This window comes from Pseudarthrobacter humi, assembly GCF_024294965.1.
Classification (GTDB): Bacteria; Actinomycetota; Actinomycetes; order Actinomycetales; family Micrococcaceae; genus Arthrobacter; species Arthrobacter humi.
In genome coordinates this window covers 165806-183579 of sequence record NZ_JANCLV010000001.1, presented here as the reverse complement: position 1 = coordinate 183579, position 17774 = coordinate 165806, and the positions used below count along the sequence as shown (strand labels likewise).

The following is a 17774-nucleotide window of genomic DNA, read 5'->3' as shown; positions in this document are numbered from 1 at the left end:
GTGAAGCGGTTGTTATCGGAGCCCAGGCCTGACTGGAAGCAGAAGATCGAAGAGCAGGGCCTGGTCTTCTCCACCACCACCATGCCCAACGGCCGGAAGATTGAATACTGGAACGAAGCCGCCTACTACGAATTCACCATGGACGAGGTGGAGACCCTGGAGGTCACGGCCGAGGACATGCACAAGATGTGCCTGGAGGCAGCCAGGTTCCTGGCGACGGGCGCGATGGGGAACATCGGCATCGGCCCGCAGGCACTGGAGCTCGCGGCTGAGTCGTTGCAGGCCGCGGACATGGATGTCTATGGGCGCTTCGACTTTATCTATGACGGCCAGGGGGGACCGGCCAAGATGCTGGAGTACAACGCCGACACGCCCACCGGCCTGATCGAGGCCGCCGTCGCGCAATGGTTCTGGCTGCAGGACGTGTTCCCGGAGAAGGACCAGTGGAACGGCATCCACGAGGCCCTGATCCGGCAGTGGAAGAAAATGCAGTACCGCACCGGCATGAGCACACTCCACATAGCCCATTCCGAGGCTGAGGAGTCCGGCGAGGACTGGATGACGGCCGCGTACATGCGGGACGTGGCCAGCCAGGCGGGCTGGACCACCATCGGCATCAATATGTCCGATATCGGTTGGGATCCCCGCCTGAACCGCTTTGTGGACCTGGACAACTTCATGATCAGCACCATATTCAAGCTGTATCCCTGGGAGCTGATGATGAAGGAGCCGTTCGGGCACCGGCTGCTGCAGCGCGCACAGAATCCCCGCTGGGTGGAGCCTGCGTGGAAAATGCTGCTCTCCAACAAGGCCCTCCTCGCCGCGCTGTGGCACCTGTACCCGGACCACCCCAACCTGCTGCCGGCCTACCTCAACGAGCCCGGGCCCCTGACGGAATGGGTGGCCAAGCCGCTGCACGGGCGTGAAGGCGACAACATCAGGATCCATGCGCCCGGCATCAGCCTGGAGCAGCCGGGCGGGTACGGCCGAGAGGGCTGGTGCTACCAGCAGTTCCATGCGTTGCCCGACTTCGACGGCAACCACCCCGTCCTCGGCCTCTGGGTGGTGGACGGCGAGTCCGTGGGCTGCGGGATCCGCGAATCGGACGGCCCCATCACCGATTACTTCTGCCGTTTTGTGCCCAACACCATTGACGCCCCGGCCCCGCTGTCAGCGCAGGCCCACTCCAGCAAGGCAGGTATCGCACTATGAGCACCCTGACACTCCAGAGCCCGGTGACCGTATGAGTGCGGAGACGACGACGGCGGGTGGCGATTCAGGCGGCGATTCAGGCGGCGGTGCCGGTGGTGCCGTCCCCGACAAGGGGCTCCGTGCGGGGATCCTGGACCTCGGCGACTCGGTCATGCTGGGCCTCGCATCCACGGCGCCCGTGTATTCGCTGGCCGCCACGCTGGGGCTGATCGTGGCCGTCAACGGGAACTACACTCCCCTGATCCTGCTCCTCGGCTTCATCCCTGTCCTGTTCATCGCCTACGCCTTCCGGGAGCTGAACAGCGCCATGCCGGACTGCGGCACCACGTTCACGTGGTCCCGCCGGGCGTTCGGCCCCTGGGCCGGCTGGCTGGGCGGCTGGGGTGTTGCCCTGGCCGGCGTCGTGGTCCTGGCCAATCTCGCGCAGGTGGCCGGCCAGTACCTGTGGCTGCTGATCGGCGACGGGTCACTGGCGGAAAACAAGGTGGTGGTCACCGCCACCGGCGTGCTGTTCATCGTGTTCATGACCCTGGTGAACTACCGGGGCATCCGGCTGGGCGAGCACGTCCAGCGGGTGCTGACGTACGTTCAGTATGTGTCGCTGGGCATCTTCGCGCTGGCCATCATTGTGCGGATCGTAGGTGGGGTGCCTGGCGGAGCCACAACAGGCCAGGCGTTCGATTTTGAGTGGTTCAACCCGGCCGGCGCCTTCGCCGACCCCTTCGCCGTGGTGCACGGTTCGCTGCTTGCCCTGTTCATCTATTGGGGCTGGGATACCTGCCTGGCCGTGAATGAGGAGACCGAAAACCCGTCCACCACGCCGGGGCGCGGCGCCGTCATTTCGGCCTTTGTCCTGGTGGCCATCTACGTCTCGGTGGCCTTGCTGGTGATGATGTACGCCTCCGTGGGCACCGAGGGCATTGGCCTGGGCAACGAAGCCAACCAAAGCGACGTCTTCCTGGCGATGAAGGACGTGGTCCTGGGCCCGTGGGGCTGGCTGATTGTGGTGGCCGTGCTGGCCTCGGTCCTGTCGTCCACGCAGACCACCATCCTGCCCACGGCCCGCGGCGCGCTCTCCATGGGCGTGCACGGTGCGCTGCCGCCGAAATTCGGCGAAGTCCATACGCGCAACCAGACCCCTGGGTTCTCCACCCAGGTCATGGGCGCAGCGGCCGTGGTGTACTACGTGGCCATGAGTTTCCTCAGCGAAAACCTGCTCTCCGATTCCATCAGCGCCATCAGCCTGTTCATCGCCTTCTACTACGCGCTGACGGGCTTCGCGTGCTTCTGGTATTTCCGGGGCACTTTCCGGGAGTCTGCCCGCAACCTCTGGTTCCGGGGCATCCTTCCGGTGCTCGGGGCGCTGATCCTCACGGCGGCGTTCTTCATTTCCGCTGTCCAGATGTGGGATCCGGCCTACGGCGACACCCAGATCTTCGGCGTCGGCGGGGCGTTTGTCAGCGGCGTGGTGCTCCTGGCCCTGGGTGTCGTCCTGGCCGTTGCCTGCCGGTTCCTGCCGTCAACGCGGGAATACTTCACCGGGAAGCCGACGGCGGAGGCCGCCACACCGACGTCGGCCTAAGATACTCAGATGAGCGACGCTGACGTCACCGCCGAAGTACTTGCCTCACCGGACCCATCGGACATCCTGGCCCTTGATGCGCTGCTGAGCGCTGACGAGCGTGCGCTCCGGCAGCGGATCCGCGACTTCACCGATCAGCGGATCAAGCCGAACATCGCCCGCTGGTATGACGACGCCGTCTTTCCGCTGGAGCTCGCTCCCGAACTCGGCGAGCTGGGCGTCCTGGGGATGCACCTGGAAGGCTATGGCTGCCCCGGCCGCTCCGCCGTCGAATACGGCCTGGCCGCAATGGAACTCGAGGCCGGCGATTCCGGGATCCGGACTTTCGTGTCGGTGCAGGGGTCCCTGGCCATGACGGCCATCCATAAGTGGGGTTCGGAGGATCAGAAACAAGAGTGGCTCCCCCGGATGGCCGCCGGCGAGGTCATCGGCTGCTTCGCCCTGACTGAGCCCACGGCAGGCTCCGACCCGTCCTCCATAACCACTTTCGCCCGCCTGGACGGCACCGGGGACCGCGCCGGCTGGGTCCTCGACGGTGCCAAGCGCTGGATCGGGCTGGCCTCCGTGGCCGGGGTGATGGTGGTGTGGGCCCAAACCGACGACGGCGTCCGGGGCTTCCTGGTGCCGGCCGGTACGCCGGGCGTGACCGCCACGCCCATCACCCAGAAACTGTCCATGCGCGCTTCCATCCAGTGCGGTGTGGTGTTCGACGGCGTCCGGCTGGGACCGGAGGCCATACTCCCGGCTGCGCTGGGCCTGCGGGGGCCGTTGACGTGCCTGAACGAGGCGCGGTACGGGATCATCTGGGGTGCCATGGGTGCCGCGCGTGATTCGTACGAGGCCGCCCTGGCGTATTCCCAGGACCGGCTGCAGTTCGGCAAGCCGCTGGCCGGGTACCAACTGACGCAGGAGAAGCTGGTGAACATGCTGCTGGAGATCCAGAAGGGCACCATGCTGGCCTTTTACCTGGGGCGCCTCAAAGACGAAAGGAAGCTGCGGCCCGAGCAGATCTCGCTGGGCAAGCTGAACAACGTGCGCGAGGCCATCAAGATCGCCCGCGAGGCCCGTTCCATCCTCGGTGGCAACGGCATCACGCTGGACTACTCGCCGCTCCGGCACGCTGCCAACCTGGAGTCAGTCCGCACGTACGAGGGCACCGACGAGGTCCACCTGCTCGTCCTTGGTCAGCACATCACCGGCCTCGGCGCGTTCCGGTAAGCCCGCCCGCCCCCGCCCCTCCCTCACAACTAGGTAGCAGCAGATGTCGTTTTGAGGGCTCATAACGACATCTGCTGCTACCTAGTTGGGATCCTAGGGCTGTTATTCGGGGAGGATGACCAGTTCGAGGTAGCCCCGCAGGCACCCTGCCATGTCGACGCTCTCGGGCGACAGCAGCCACTGCGTCTGGATGCCGTCCCACAGCGCAATCAATGATGCCGCCGCGGCTTCCGGCTCCACGCCGGGGCGCAGCCGCCCTTCCTCGGCAAGCTGCCTGAATCGACGGGCGTAGCTCCGCCGCAGCCGTTCAAATCGTTCCGTGAAGAATTCGCGCCCCGGATGGCCGTCCGTGACGGATTCCGCGCACAGCACGGTGTACAACTCAATGACGCCCGGGATCTCCTCGTTGAAGCGTGCCTGGCGGATCACGGCGTCAACCAGCGCTTCCTCCGGATCGGGAGGTATGGTGCCATCGCCGGCATGCGAGTCGCGCCAGTTGAGCACAGCCAGCAGCAGATCGCTTTTCGACGGGAAGTAATGCAGGAGGCTCGTCTGGCTCATGCCGACGCGGTCGGCGACACCCTGCAGGGAGCCCCCGCGGTACCCGTGGGCCGCAAAAACGGCGTGCGCGGCAGCAAGGATCGCGTTCCTGCGCTCCGTTGACTTCGCGTACGGTCCCCGCCGGGAGGGCCGGCCCGCCTCGTTTGTGGTCATGGCAAGCCAGTGTACAGGCGGATATGCGGGACAAATTCAAAACTCGAGTGACTACTCGAATTTTGTGTTAGCCTTTTTCGTATCGGTCCCGGACGTGTCGGACCTCACAGTCTTGCCATGGTGGTCCTGCAGCGCTTCTGGCGCGGCGGGCTTACAGAAGGAGCAGTCAAGAAATGTCCCAACCCACAGCATCCGCGCGCACCGCCGAGGTTTCCTACATCACGGACCGCGGACCGGGTTCGGGCAGGCGGACAGCCGCCCGGTCCTGGCTGCACACGTCGGCTCCCACCCAGTCACTCAACGGCAACTGGCGCTTCCGGCACCTGCCCGGCGCGCCCGGAACCCCGGGGGGCCGCGGTGTCCTGCCCGCCGGCGAGGCTCCCGAGGGCGTCGCCGAGGAAGCCTTCGATGACTCGTCCTGGGACGAAATCGCCGTCCCGGCCCACTGGGTGCTGGAAGGCGACGGCCGCTATGGGCGGCCCATCTACACGAATGTCCGCTTTCCCTTCCCCACCGATGCACCCAACGTCCCGGACGAGAATCCCACCGGCGACTACCGGCGCACGTTCGAACTCCCGGAGTCATGGACCGAAGCCGAACGGATCCTGCTGAGGTTCGACGGCGTCGAGTCGCGGTACAAGGTATGGGTCAACGGGGTGCCTATCGGCGTCGGCGTCGGGAGCCGGCTGGCCCAGGAGTTCGATGTCACGGACGCGGTGCGCCCGGGGACGAATGTGGTGGCGGTCCGAGTGCACCAGTGGTCGGCGTCGAGCTACCTCGAAGACCAGGACCAGTGGTGGCTGCCTGGCATCTTCCGCGACGTGACGCTCCAGGCACGGCCGGCGGGCGGCATCGACGACGTCTGGCTGCGCACCTCGTTCAGCGGCCCCCGTGATCCTGGGACTCGTGATACCGGCGCCGGCACCATTGATCCTGAAATCACCGCGAACGGTGACGCCTTCCCGGTGACGCTATCCGTTCCGGAGCTGGGCGTGGACGTCACGTGGAACTCCGCGGCAGACGTTGCCTCGGTGATGATCGCCGCCGTCGAACCGTGGTCTGCCGAGGTCCCGCGGCTGTACGACGCAACGGTAAGCAGCGCTGCCGAAACGCTCTCCCTCCGCCTGGGTTTCCGCACGGTGGACATCGTGGGCGACCGCTTCCTGGTCAACGGCCGGCGTGTGGTGTTCCACGGCATGAACCGGCACGAGACCCATCCCGACCGGGGCCGCGTCTTTGACGAAGAGTCTGCCCGCGCCGATCTGGCCCTTATGAAGCAGTTCAACGTCAATGCGATCCGCACCAGCCACTATCCCCCGCATCCACGGCTTCTGGACCTGGCCGATGAAATGGGGTTCTGGGTAGTGCTTGAGTGCGACCTCGAAACCCATGGCTTCCATGCCCAGCAGTGGGCCGGCAATCCCAGCGACGATCCCGCCTGGCGCGAAGCCTTCGTGGACCGCATCGAGCGCACCATCGAGCGCGACAAAAACCACCCCTCCATCGTGATGTGGTCCCTCGGCAACGAGGCCGGCACGGGCGCCAACCTCGCCGCAATGGCCGCGTGGGCCCATGCCCGCGACACGGGACGCCCCGTCCACTATGAGGGCGATTACAGCGGCGCCTACACGGACGTCTATTCGCGGATGTACTCCTCCGTCCCCGAGACCGAGGCGATCGGACGCAACGACTCCGGCTCCCTCTTGCTCGGCTGTTCCGCCGCCGAGTCGGCACGGCAACGGACCAAGCCCTTCATCCTGTGCGAGTACGTTCACGCGATGGGCAACGGCCCCGGCGCCATCGACCAATATGAGGACCTCGTTGACCGCTTCCCGCGGCTGCACGGCGGCTTCGTCTGGGAATGGCGGGACCACGGCATCCGCACACGCGCGGAGGACGGCACCGAATTCTTCGCCTACGGCGGCGATTTCAACGAGGTCATCCACGATGGCAACTTCGTGATGGACGGAATGGTCCTCTCCGATTCGACGCCGAGTCCGGGGCTGTTCGAATACAAGCAGATCGTCGCGCCGATCCGTCTGCGCTTCGGCACCGGGGTGCCCGATGGAACAGCGTCCGACGGCGGTACGCCGCGGTTCATCACGGTCGCCAATCTGCGGCACACGGCGGACGCCTCCGACGTTGTGCTCCAGTGGCGGACCGAAGTGGACGGCATCCGCAGTGACTCGGGCGAACTGGCAGTGGCCGACGCATCGGGCAAGGCTCTGGCGGCCGGAGAATCAGTGACCCTGGAGCTGCCGGCGTTGGCTGTCTCAGGTGAAGGAGAACACTGGCTCACCGTTGAAGCCGTGCTCCGCAAGGACACGGACTGGGCTCCGGCCGGGCATGTGATGTCAGCCGCCCAGCTGTATCTCTCGGGGCCTGCGGCACCGGTTCCGGGGCCGCGCCCGCTGGCTTCAGTCGGCCGGACCGGCTCCCTGGGGGCCGAGTCTGCGGGTGCCGGATCCCTGGGAACCGGAAGACTAAGCCTCGGACAGGCGGTCTTCGAGGACGGCCGGCTCGTGTCGCTGGGCGGACTGCCGGTGGCCGGTCCCCGCTTGGAGCTCTGGCGCGCACCGACGGATAACGACGGCGGAGCGGGCCACGGCAGTTACGATCTCGCCGACCCCTGGCTGGACAGCGGAAACGGCGTGCCCGCCCCGCCGTTGGCCGAGGTGTGGCGCAATGCCGGCTTGGATCGGCTGACGGCCCGCGTGGAAAAGGTCGCGGCGAACGATTCAGGCGTGGCGGTCCGGACACGGTACGCGCCTGCGGACAGCGCTGACTCCGTGACGGTCGAAGAGCAGTGGCAGCTGGCGGATGGGGAGCTGTGGCTGCGCCTGGACATCGTTCCCAGTGCCGGTTGGGGCATTATCTGGCCGCGTATCGGGGTCCGGTTCGATCTGCCCGGCACCGTGGACGGCGCGTCCTGGTTCGGTGCCGGGCCCCGCGAATCATATCCGGACAGCATGCACGCGGCGCTGATCGGGCGGTATTCGGCAGCCATCGACGAGCTCACGGTGCCGTACGCGAAGCCCCAGGAGAGCGGGCACCGCAGTGCCGTACGTTCGCTCGAGCTGAACAACGCGGGCGCGCCCTGGCTGAGGATCGAGACCGTGGCCGATGCCCGCGGACGCCGGCCCGGTTTCACCTTGGCCCGTCACACCGCACAGGAGGTCAGCGCCGCGGCCCATCCCCACGAGTTGCCCCGGAGTGAGCACAGCTACCTCTACCTGGACGCCGCCCAGCATGGTTTGGGTTCACGGGCCTGCGGCCCGGATGTCTGGCCGGACTTCGCGCTTCGTCCGGAGGCCCGCACGCTGACGCTGCGCATCGGGACCGCCGGGGTAGCGTCCAGGAGCTCGGACAAATTCCCAACTAGGTAACAGCAGATGTCGTATTGAGGGCTCATAACGACATCTGCTGCGACCTAGTTGGGTCTGCGTTCCGGACCGGGGCTACGCAGCTCCGACCGGGACCGGCTCTTTCTGGCCTGCGTCCTTGCGGATCGTCGCGCTGATCACGGCGGCGATGGTGCACATGGCGGCCGCGCCGAACCAGGCGTAGGTGTACTGGCCGGTGGCGTCCCGGATGGCGCCGGCACCGAGGGCAGCGGCCGCCGCGCCCAGCTGGTGGGCCGCGAACACCCAGCCGAACACCACGCTGCCGTCCGCGCCGAACGTTTTCCGGCAGATTGCCGCGGTGGGCGGCACCGTCGCCACCCAGTCCAGGCCGTAGATCACCACAAAAACGATCATGCTCGGCTGGACGGTGGCGCTCAGGAGCAGCGGCAGCACCAGCAGGCCGATCCCCCGGAACTGGTAGTAGACGGCCAGCAGGATTTTGGGGTTGTACCGGTCGGTCAGCCAGCCGGACGCGATGGTCCCCAGGATGTCGAAGACCCCGACGACGGCGAGCAGGCCGGCCGCGGTGGTTTCGGGCATGCCGTGGTCGTGGGCGGACGGGATGAAGTGGGTGCCGATCAGGCCGTTCGTGGTGGCCCCGCAGATCGCAAAACCGGCCACCAGCGCCCAGAATGTCCGCACCTTGCTGGCACGCCTGAGCACTTGGAGGGCGCGCACGGCGGCGTTGCTGCTCCGCTCGCTGTCCGCGGGCTCCGCTGTGGCAGCGGCAGCCTCAGCCGCCCCCTCCTCAGGTGCCGTGTCACCGTAAGGCAAGGCGCCGACGTCGGCCGGTGAGTTTTTGAGGAACTTCAGCACCAGCGGCACCACCGCCAGCGCGCCGGCGGCGATCAGCAGCGAGGCCTGCCGCCAGCCCGGATCCTGGGCCAGCATGGCAATGAACGGCAGGAACACCAGCTGGCCCGCGGCGCTGCCGGCGGTCAGGATGCCGATCACCAGGCCCCGGCTCTTGGAGAACCAGGTGTTGGCGATGGTGGCGGCGAAGACGAGGGCCATGGAACCTGTGCCCAGCCCGATCAGCAGGCCCCACGTCAGGAGGATCTGCCAGGACTCGGTGACCAGGACCGTGAGCGCACTGCCGGCGCCGATCATCACCAGGGCGGTGGCGGTGACGGCCCGGATCCCGAACCGTTCCATCAGGGCCGCGGCGAACGGGGCGGTCAGGCCAAACAGCACCAGGTTGATGCTGACGGCTGCGGACAGCACGGTGGTGGACCAGCCGAACTCCTGCTGCAGCGGCACCATGAGGACACCCGGGGCGGCCCGGAATCCGGCGGCTCCCACCAGGGCCAGGAAGGCGACGGCCGCGACGATCCACGCGGGATGCAGGCGGCGGGTGGTTTCGGTGCCGCTCATGCGGCGGTGGCCAGCTGCACCGGCGCGTCCGTCCGGGTGAGGCTGTGCCAGCTCGTGTTGGCTGCCGTGAGCCGTTCCCCGCAGCCGGTGCAGGTGTCCGCGGAGCTGGTCCGCTGGCCGCATCCGGAGTGGATGACGTACATATGGGCCTGGTCAGACGGCGCCGGGAGATGCTTTTCCGCCCACATGACCACGGCGTTCAGGACCGGGAGGGCGTCCTCACCCTTCGGGGTCAGGACGTACTCCTGGCGGGGGCGGCCGCCGTCGTCGTACGCCTTCTTCTCGAGGAGCCCCGACTCCACCAGGCCCGCCAGGCGCCTGGTGAGCACCGAGTCCGCGACGGCGAGCCGGGACTTCATGGCGTCGAAGCGCCCGTTGCCGAAAAAGACTTCGCGGAGCACCAGCATGCTCCAGGGGTCACCCAAAATGTCGAGACCTCGTGCCATGCTGCAGCTGCGCTGGGACCAGTCGGAGCGGAGAACCATAAAGGCACCCTAGCTAACTTTCTTGAAGAAAGCCAGGGTGCCTTTTGATTGGCGAGCGCGGTGCTACCTGAGGCGCGCTGCTACCTGAGGCGCGCTGCTACTTGAGGAACGTGAATGCGCGCTCGAGGTCCGCGATGAGGTCTTCCACGTCCTCGATGCCGCAGGAGAGCCGGATCAGGTTGACGGGAACCGCCAGTTCCGTACCCTTGACCGAGGCGTGGGTCATCTCCGAGGGGTAGTTCATCAGCGATTCGATGCCTCCCAGTGATTCCGCCAGGGTGAACACCGACGTGTTTTCCGCGACCGTGCGGGCCGCCGCCTCGCCGCCCTTGAACTGGACGGACACCATGCCGCCGAACTTCTTCATCTGCTTCTTCGCCAGCGCGTGGCCGGGGTGGGAGGGCAGGCCCGGGTACAGGACGGCCTCCACCTCGGGGCGCTCAAGCAGCCATTCGGCCACGGTCTGGCCGTTGTCGCTGTGCCGGTCCATGCGCACGCCGAGGGTCTTCAGGCCGCGGGTGGTCAGGAACGCGTCCATCGGCCCGGACACCGCACCCACCGCGAACTGCACAAAGCCGATCTTCTCGGCGAGCTCCGCGTCGTTGACCACAACGGCGCCGCCCACCACATCGGAGTGTCCGCCGATGTACTTGGTGGTGGAGTGGACCACGACGTCGGCACCCAGGGCAAGCGGGGTCTGCAGGTAGGGCGACGCGAAGGTGTTGTCCACCACGAGGAGGGCCCCGGCGTCGTGCGCTATCGCGGCAAGCGCCTCGATGTCGGTGATCTTCATCAGCGGGTTGGAGGGGGTTTCCACCCAGACGAAGCGGGTCTTGTTCGCGGCCACGGCTTTGCGCACCGTGTCCAGGTCAGCCATGTCCACAGGCGTGTTGCCGATCCCCCAATCGCCGAGCACGCGGTTGATCAGCCGGTACGTGCCGCCGTAGGCGTCGTTGCCGAGCACAATGTGGTCGCCGGGCCGGGTCAGCGCCCGGATCAGGGAGTCCTCCGCCGCGAGGCCGGAGCTGAAGGAGTACGCGTGGCTTCCGCCTTCGAGCGCAGCGAGCTGCTCCTGGAGGGCATCACGGGTGGGGTTGGTGCCGCGGCCGTATTCGTAGCCGTCGCGGAGCCCGCCGATACCGTCCTGGGCGTACGTGGAGCTGAAGTGCACCGGCGGGACCACGGCGCCGGTGCGGGGCTCGAAGGCCTGGCCGGCGTGGACTGCGCGCGTGTTGAAACCCTGGTTTTCAGAAACAGACATGGAGTTCCTTTAGCTAGTTGCTGAGGTAGGCGAGGAGATCGTGGCGGGTGAGGATTCCCACGGGTGCGCCGACGAATGTCACCATCACGGTGTCCACGTCGGAGAGCAGCTCGCGGGCTGCGGAGATGGTTTCCAGCGAACCGATGACCGGCAGGCGGGGGCCCATGTGCTCTGAGATCTTGTCCGTCAGCTTGGCCTCGCCGCGGAACAGCTTGGAGGTCAGGCTGCGCTCATCCACGGCGCCGAGGACCTCGCCCATCACCACCGGCGGTTCCTGCGAGAGGACCGGGATGTGGCTGACGCCGAACTCGTTCATGATGTTGATGACGTCGCGGACGGTCTCGTTGGGGTGGATGTGGACCAGGTCCGGCAGCTCGCCGGTCTTGGACTTGATGACCTCGCCCACTGACGTCTCCTCGCCGCCGGAGAGGAAGCCATAGGAACGCATCCACTGGTCGTTGAAGATCTTGGCGAGGTAGCCGCGGCCGGAGTCCGGGAGAATGACCACCACCACGGCGCTTTCCGGGAGGTCGCGGGCGACCTGCAGCGCAGCCACCACCGCCATGCCGGACGAGCCGCCCACCAGCAGCCCTTCCTCGCGGGCCAGCCGCCGCGTCATGGCGAAGGAATCGGCGTCGGTGACGGCGATGACGGCGTCCGGGACGGACTTGTCGTAGTTCGCCGGCCACATGTCCTCGCCCACGCCCTCGACGAAGTACGGGCGCCCGGTGCCGCCGGAGTAGACCGAGCCTTCGGGATCCGCCCCGATGATCCTGACCCGGCCGCCGTCGGCCTCCGGACGGTCCGCCGAGATCTCCTTGAGGAAGCGGCCGGTGCCGGTGATGGTGCCGCCGGTGCCGGCGCCGATCACGCAGTGCGTCACCGTGCCGTCCGTGTCCCGCCAGATTTCCGGCCCCGTGGTCTCGTAGTGGCTGCCGGGGGCGGCCGGGTTGGAGAACTGGTCCGGCTTGTAGGCGCCCGGAATTTCCGTGACCAGGCGGTCCGAGACGCTGTAGTAGCTCTGCGGGCTGTCCGGGGCCACGGACGTGGGGGTGACCACCACTTCGGCGCCGTAAGCCTGAAGCACGGCGCGCTTGTCCTCACCCACCTTGTCCGGCACAACGAAGATGCATTTGTAGCCTTTTTGCTGGGCCACGAGCGCCAGACCTACGCCGGTGTTGCCCGACGTCGGCTCAACGATGGTCCCGCCGGGCAGGAGTTTGCCGGTCCGTTCGGCCTCTTCGATCATTTTCACCGCGATGCGGTCCTTGATGGAACCGCCGGGATTGATGTACTCCAGTTTGACCAGGACTGTGGCTTTAACGCCTTCCGTCACGTGGTTGAGTTTGATGAGCGGCGTGTTTCCGATGAGGTCCAGGACGGACTGCGCGTACTTCATAGGTACAAAGTTACCGCCTGCCGCCACGGGTCCTGCCCGTGGCTCAGCTCCCTGCCGAGGAATCTGTGTGCCAGAGGCCCAGGGTGTTGCCTTCGGTGTCCTTGAAATAGGCGTAATAGCCCATGCCGGGAACGGCGTCCTTTGCCTGGGTGATGGTGCCGCCGGCGGATTCGACCTGCGCCAGCGCGGCGTCGACGTCCTCCACATCGATGGTGATGACGGGCGTCTTGAGGTTGTCCGTGCGCGGGGTCAGTGCCCCGTTGATGGCCCCGGGCGCACTCGGCATGCCTGTCTGTTCGTCCGACGGCGTGGTGATGGCGATCGTGTAGTCCATCTCCTGCATGGGGGTCAGGGTCCAGCCGAACGCGCTCTGGTAGAACGTGTTGGCGCGTTCCTTGTCATCGGCGGGGATCTCGAAATGCACAACTCCAGCCACAGCATGCTCCTTTGAATGCGAGGGAAAGTCGCGGACGCCCCGCGCCACACGATGGAGTCTAGTCCTGGCATCTTCGGACTGTAAGGGGCTCCGGAAGCTGCGTTGTCAGCCCATCGTGGGACGATGAATACATGACCATCCTTGACGCTCCGGCCCGGCTTGCAGCCGCCGCGGATGCGTCCCTGCGGTGGCATCCGGACGGCCCGTACAGCCTGCACCAGACGCTGGGAACGCTCCTGCGGGGTACCGGAGATCCGTCGTTTTCGTTCGGGTCTGACGGGTTATGGACGGCGTTTACGACGCCGGACGGCCCGGTCACGCTGCGCCTCACCACTGCTGCGGATGGGGCCGTTGACGCCCAGGCCTGGGGTCCCGGTTCCGCCGCCGGGCTCGCCGGGGTGCCCCGGCTCCTGGGCGCCGGGGACGACTGGTCGGCGTTTGACGAGCCCGCCTTCCACGCCACCCTCCCCCGGATGGTCCGGGACGCCCGACGCCGGAACCTGGCTGTCCGACTGCCCTCCACCGGGCGGGTGGTTGATTGCCTCGTGCCCACCATCCTCGAGCAGAAGGTCACCGTTATTGAGGCCCGCCGCGGCTACCGGTACCTGATGTACCGGTTCGGCTCGCCGGCTCCGGCGGCCGGAAGCGCCGCGCCGGACGGGCTCCGCCTCCAGCCCACCCCTGAGCAGTGGCTGCGCATCCCCTCGTGGGAATGGCACCAGGCCGGCGTAGGACCCCAGCGTTCGGCGACCGTTATGCGGGCGCTGCGATCCGCCGTCGCGCTTGAACGGCTGGCCGGCCTTCCGTCCGCGGAGGCGGCGGCAAAGCTGCAGGTGATTCCCGGCATCGGGGTGTGGACCGCGGCCGAAGTGGTGCAGCGCACGCACGGCTGCCCGGACTCCATCGCAGTGGGCGACTACCACCTCGCCGCCTATGTGGGCGCCGCGCTCACCGGCCGCCGGACGGACGACGCCGGCATGCTGGCCTTGCTTGAGCCGTGGACAGGGCACCGGCAGCGGGTGGTCCGGATGATCGGCCTGAGCGGCTTCCGCAAACCCACGTTCGGACCGCGCATGACCATCCAGGACCACCGCCGGCACTGACGGTTCCGCCGTGGACTCGGGCCGCGGATGGGTATAGCGTGGCGCCATGGAGCCCGCACCAGAGCCCCGGAATTCCGAATTCTCTGGGAGTCAGCCATGATCCACACTGACAAGCTAACCAAGACATTCACCGTCAAGAAGGAAACGGTAGAAGCCGTCAAGGGGGTCGACATCGATGTTGCCCCGGGCGAGCTTGTGGCGTTCCTTGGCCCGAACGGTGCGGGCAAATCCACCACCCTCCGCATGCTCACCACGCTGCTCCGGCCCACGTCCGGCACGGCCACCGTCGCGGGTGTGGACGTCGCAGCGGACCCGGCCGGCGTACGCGCCCGGATCGGCTACATCGGCCAGGGCAACGGCGGCGGCCACAGCTTCCGGGTCATCGACGAACTGATCATGCAGGGCCGCTTCTACGGTATGAACTCCACGGATGCCGCCGCCCGGGCACACGAGCTGCTGAAATCCCTGGACCTGGCCGACCTCGCCAAACGCACCGTCATCAAACTGTCCGGCGGGCAGCGGCGGCGGATGGACGTGGCCCTCGGGTTGATGCACTCCCCGCGGCTGCTGTTCCTCGATGAACCGTCCACCGGCATGGACCCGCAGAACCGGGCCAACCTCTGGGAGCACATCATGCGGATGCGCGCCGAGCACGGCACCACCATCGTCCTGACCACGCATTACATGGACGAGGCCGATCTGATGTCCGAGCGAGTGATCGTGATCGACCACGGGCAGATCATCGCCGATGACACAGCCGCCCGGCTGAAGGCCAACCTCGCCGGCGACCTGCTCGCCGTCGAGGTGGCGGCGGAGTCCGCCGCGGGCGTGCGCGGGCTGCTGGGCCGGGCCGCCGCGGGCGGTGAAGTCAACGAAAACTCGTACGACGGCGTGGTCCGCTTCCGCCTCCGGCTCACCGAAGGCGCCCGGCTGGCGCCGGCGCTGCTGCAAGAAATGAACGACGCCGGCGCTCCCGCCCAGTCCCTGGAGCTGAAACCGCCCACCCTGGACGACGTGTTCCTGGAGCTGACAGGCCGCAATCTGCGGGAAGGAGCAAACCGCTGATGGCTGTGCAAAGCACCGACGTCCTGGAAAAGCCGGGACTGGTCCAGATCCTGCATGACACCAAATTCGTCTTTTGGCGCGAGATGCTGCTGCCGCTGCGTGACCCGTTTTCGCTGGTCTTCTCGCTGCTCCAGCCGCTCGTGTTCCTGGGCCTTTTCGGACCCCTGCTCGGGGCGGCCGTTGGCGCACCGGCGTTCGGCGGCCAGTCCACGCTGCAGTGGTTCCTGCCCGGCGTCGTGGTCATGATTGCCCTGTTCGGCACGTCCATGACCGGTTCCAACCTGCAGTACGAGCTGATGACGGGTTCGTACGAGCGGATCCTGGCCACGCCGCTCTCCCGCTCATCGCTGATGATCGGCCGGGCCCTGAAGGAATGGGCGCCGCTGGTGGCGCAGGGCCTGCTGATCGCCCTGGTCTGCATCCCGTTCGGCTTTGTGTTCCACCCGCTGCACGTGCTGTTCGGCCTGGTCATCCTGGGGATCTTCGGAATCGGGCTCGGCGCCCTCTCCTACTCGCTGGCCCTGGTATCGCAGAACAAGGAGTGGATCTTCTGGGGTGTGCAGCAGACGCTCCTCTTCCCGCTGATGATCCTGTCCGGCATCATGCTGCCCATCGAGGCCGGGCCGGACTGGATGAAGACCGCCAGCCTCTTCAACCCCCTGACCTACCTGGTCAACGCCGAACGGGAACTGTTTGCCGGCAGCGTCGGGACCGACACGCTCCTGGGCCTCCTCGCCGCATCGGTGACGGCCGCCGTCGGGCTTGTAGTGGGCGTGCGGGCCATCAACCGCAACATCAATTAGGGCCCCGGCGGGCGGCGTAAGCGGCGGCTTCAGCACGGTTGCGAAGGCCGAGCTTCTCCAGCACGCTGCTTACGTGGTGGGCCACCGTTTTGTGGCTGATGAACAGCTGCACCGCAATTTCAGGATTTGAATAGCCCTCCACCAGCAGCCCCAGGATTTCATGCTCTCGCCGGGTGAGAATGCCTGCCTCGCGGGGAACGGACCGGCCCCCGGCGCCCCACGATCGCAACAGTGCCGCTGCCGTATCGGCATCATGGGACGCCCCCAGCTTGTCCAGCGCTGACAGTGCGGCGCGGGCTTCGGAGATGGCGAGCGTGGGCTGGCCTTGGGCTAAAAGACGCGCAAGTTCCAGTCGCGTGCGAGCGGCTTCCAGCGGAAGTTCCAGGTGGCCGAACCATTTGAGGGCGTCTTCAAAGTAACCCGTGGCAGGTTCCAGCCGGCCCTCGGCGGCAGCAACCCGGCCCCTGGCCAGGGCGGCATGCGCGGAGACCAGGCGTATTCCTCCGGCGCTGGCGTCAAGGTCGCCAAGGTGCTCGGCGACCACTGCAGCAGCGGCAGGATTGCCTGCTGCCAACTGTGCCTCCACCAGCAGGCTGCGTGCGCCCGCCGTCTCCAGGGAGGTCCGGTGCCCGCAGGCGTGCAGCGGAGGAACGACGTCACCGGTGCCCTCAATTTCCGAACGGAGCCAGCGCTCTGCCAGGGCCACGGCCGCGGCCGGTTCGTTGCTTCCGAGGGCCAGTCCTGCCGCCACCAGGCTGGTCTCGACCGGAGCGCCGATCCTCTCGATCAAGGCCTTGGCCTCGTCGAAGTGTCCTTGGCGCACCCGGAGCTCGGCGAGGCTCGCGACGGCCCTGTGGTACATGCCGGGGAACACGTCCTTTGTACTCGCCGCCGCATGCCGCAGCTCGTCCTCGGCTTCGGCCCAATGACCCGTCAGCAGGAGCACGCGCCCGTGGACCATGCGGCACTGAGCGTAAAGGTATGGACAGCCGTAGGCACTCATGTAGTCATCTGCCGCCAGCGACCACTGGGTAGCCCGCCCGAGGTCGCTGAGCAGGTCGCAGACCGTCAGCATCGAGCAACTCGCCATGACCACTGTGTAGAACGTCGTTCCATCGCCACCCAGGGCGCTGGCCATGGCCTCGTCCACACAGCGAAGCCCGGCCTGGACCTCCCCACCCTTGACCAGGACCACCCCGCGCTCCGCTAGCGCGCAGACTGCCAGGTCGGGGTCGCCCAATTCATGCGACATGGCCAGCGCGCGCTCGATCAGGTCGCGACAGTGATGGGCATCCGTCGCCAGCAGCGCCGCACAGTAAGCAACCCAAGCCCGGGACAGTCCGTCGTCGGGCCCGGCCATGCTCTCCGCCCGGGCAAGCCAGCCCCGCGCCGCAGCCTCGTTGCCGAGGGACATCCCGTAGACCAGGCACAGCCATACAGCGGAATCGATGGCTTCCGGGACATTGCCGGCACGGCGGCTGGCAGCGTAGGCCCGCTCACGGCAGCGGACGCTTTCACCAAGGTCGCCGAGAAAAAAGAGGGCATCGCCCAAGCCCGCGAGCGCGCCCGGCGATCCGGTGCCCGAGAGGACCTCCTCAAACGCGGCGCGCGCATCCGCCCACCGCCCCGCTTCCAGTGCCGCGTAGCCTCTCGCTGTCACTTCCTCCAGCGCCACGATTCAATTAGAGCACTTGACCCTGCCGTTCTCTAGGGACGGA

At 67.0% G+C, this 17774-nt stretch carries 14 protein-coding genes; 7 read left to right on the top strand and 7 right to left on the bottom strand.

The window, feature by feature from the left end; translation table 11 throughout:
* From NFC73_RS00910 to NFC73_RS00900, 3 genes are read left to right on the top strand one after another with little or no spacing between them, the layout of a single operon-like run.
* The gene (locus tag NFC73_RS00910; protein ID WP_254746906.1) at window positions 1-1212 is read left to right on the top strand and encodes a glutathionylspermidine synthase family protein; all 1212 of its coding nucleotides are present in this window, start codon (window positions 1-3) and stop codon (window positions 1210-1212) included.
* A gap of 31 nt (window positions 1213-1243) precedes the next feature.
* Window positions 1244-2794 (top strand): APC family permease, encoded by a 1551-nt coding sequence (locus NFC73_RS00905; protein ID WP_254746904.1) that lies wholly within the window; start codon window positions 1244-1246, stop codon window positions 2792-2794.
* 9 nt (window positions 2795-2803) lie between these two features.
* Window positions 2804-4012 (top strand): acyl-CoA dehydrogenase family protein, encoded by a 1209-nt coding sequence (locus NFC73_RS00900; RefSeq protein ID WP_254746902.1) that lies wholly within the window; start codon window positions 2804-2806, stop codon window positions 4010-4012.
* A gap of 102 nt (window positions 4013-4114) precedes the next feature.
* Here NFC73_RS00900 and NFC73_RS00895 read toward each other — a convergent pair whose 3' ends face one another.
* Window positions 4115-4726, bottom strand: a complete 612-nt coding sequence (locus tag NFC73_RS00895; RefSeq protein ID WP_254746900.1) for a TetR/AcrR family transcriptional regulator — start codon at window positions 4724-4726, stop codon at window positions 4115-4117.
* 173 nt (window positions 4727-4899) lie between these two features.
* Between NFC73_RS00895 and NFC73_RS00890 the strand changes: the two genes are divergently transcribed.
* Window positions 4900-8112: a glycoside hydrolase family 2 TIM barrel-domain containing protein gene (locus NFC73_RS00890; RefSeq protein ID WP_254746898.1), complete on the top strand. Its 3213-nt coding sequence runs from the start codon at window positions 4900-4902 to the stop codon at window positions 8110-8112.
* 72 nt (window positions 8113-8184) lie between these two features.
* Here NFC73_RS00890 and NFC73_RS00885 read toward each other — a convergent pair whose 3' ends face one another.
* From NFC73_RS00885 to NFC73_RS00865, 5 genes are all read right to left on the bottom strand, one after another.
* Window positions 8185-9504 carry an MFS transporter gene (locus tag NFC73_RS00885; protein WP_254746896.1) on the bottom strand — a complete coding sequence of 440 codons (1320 nt, stop codon included), beginning with the start codon at window positions 9502-9504 and terminating at the stop codon, window positions 8185-8187.
* Window positions 9501-9989: a winged helix-turn-helix transcriptional regulator gene (locus NFC73_RS00880; RefSeq protein ID WP_254746895.1), complete on the bottom strand. Its 489-nt coding sequence runs from the start codon at window positions 9987-9989 to the stop codon at window positions 9501-9503. The genes NFC73_RS00885 and NFC73_RS00880 overlap by 4 nt, the downstream gene beginning before the upstream one ends.
* A gap of 97 nt (window positions 9990-10086) precedes the next feature.
* Window positions 10087-11250, bottom strand: a complete 1164-nt coding sequence (locus tag NFC73_RS00875) for a cystathionine gamma-synthase (protein ID WP_254746894.1) — start codon at window positions 11248-11250, stop codon at window positions 10087-10089.
* Between the two features lie 13 nt (window positions 11251-11263).
* Complete coding sequence (locus NFC73_RS00870; protein WP_254746893.1) at window positions 11264-12649, bottom strand: cystathionine beta-synthase; 1386 nt, start codon at window positions 12647-12649, stop codon at window positions 11264-11266.
* A 43-nt stretch (window positions 12650-12692) separates the two neighbouring features.
* Entirely contained in the window at window positions 12693-13085 is a 393-nt protein-coding gene (locus NFC73_RS00865) for a VOC family protein (protein WP_254746892.1), read from the bottom strand.
* A gap of 131 nt (window positions 13086-13216) precedes the next feature.
* Between NFC73_RS00865 and NFC73_RS00860 the strand changes: the two genes are divergently transcribed.
* From NFC73_RS00860 to NFC73_RS00850, 3 genes are all read left to right on the top strand, one after another.
* Window positions 13217-14188: a DNA-3-methyladenine glycosylase family protein gene (locus tag NFC73_RS00860; protein WP_254746891.1), complete on the top strand. Its 972-nt coding sequence runs from the start codon at window positions 13217-13219 to the stop codon at window positions 14186-14188.
* Window positions 14189-14284: 96 nt separating this feature from the next.
* Window positions 14285-15253, top strand: coding sequence for an ABC transporter ATP-binding protein (locus NFC73_RS00855; RefSeq protein ID WP_254746890.1), 969 nt, complete (start codon window positions 14285-14287; stop codon window positions 15251-15253).
* On the top strand, window positions 15253-16056 hold the full coding sequence (locus tag NFC73_RS00850; RefSeq protein ID WP_254746889.1) for an ABC transporter permease: 804 nt from the start codon (window positions 15253-15255) through the stop codon (window positions 16054-16056). Before NFC73_RS00855 ends, NFC73_RS00850 begins: the two co-directional genes overlap by 1 nt.
* Here the strand turns inward: NFC73_RS00850 and NFC73_RS00845 are convergent.
* A complete protein-coding gene (locus NFC73_RS00845) occupies window positions 16049-17731 on the bottom strand; it encodes a LuxR C-terminal-related transcriptional regulator (RefSeq protein ID WP_254746888.1) in 1683 nt (560 codons plus the stop codon). The genes NFC73_RS00850 and NFC73_RS00845 overlap by 8 nt on opposite strands.
* Window positions 17732-17774: the final 43 nt, after the last annotated feature.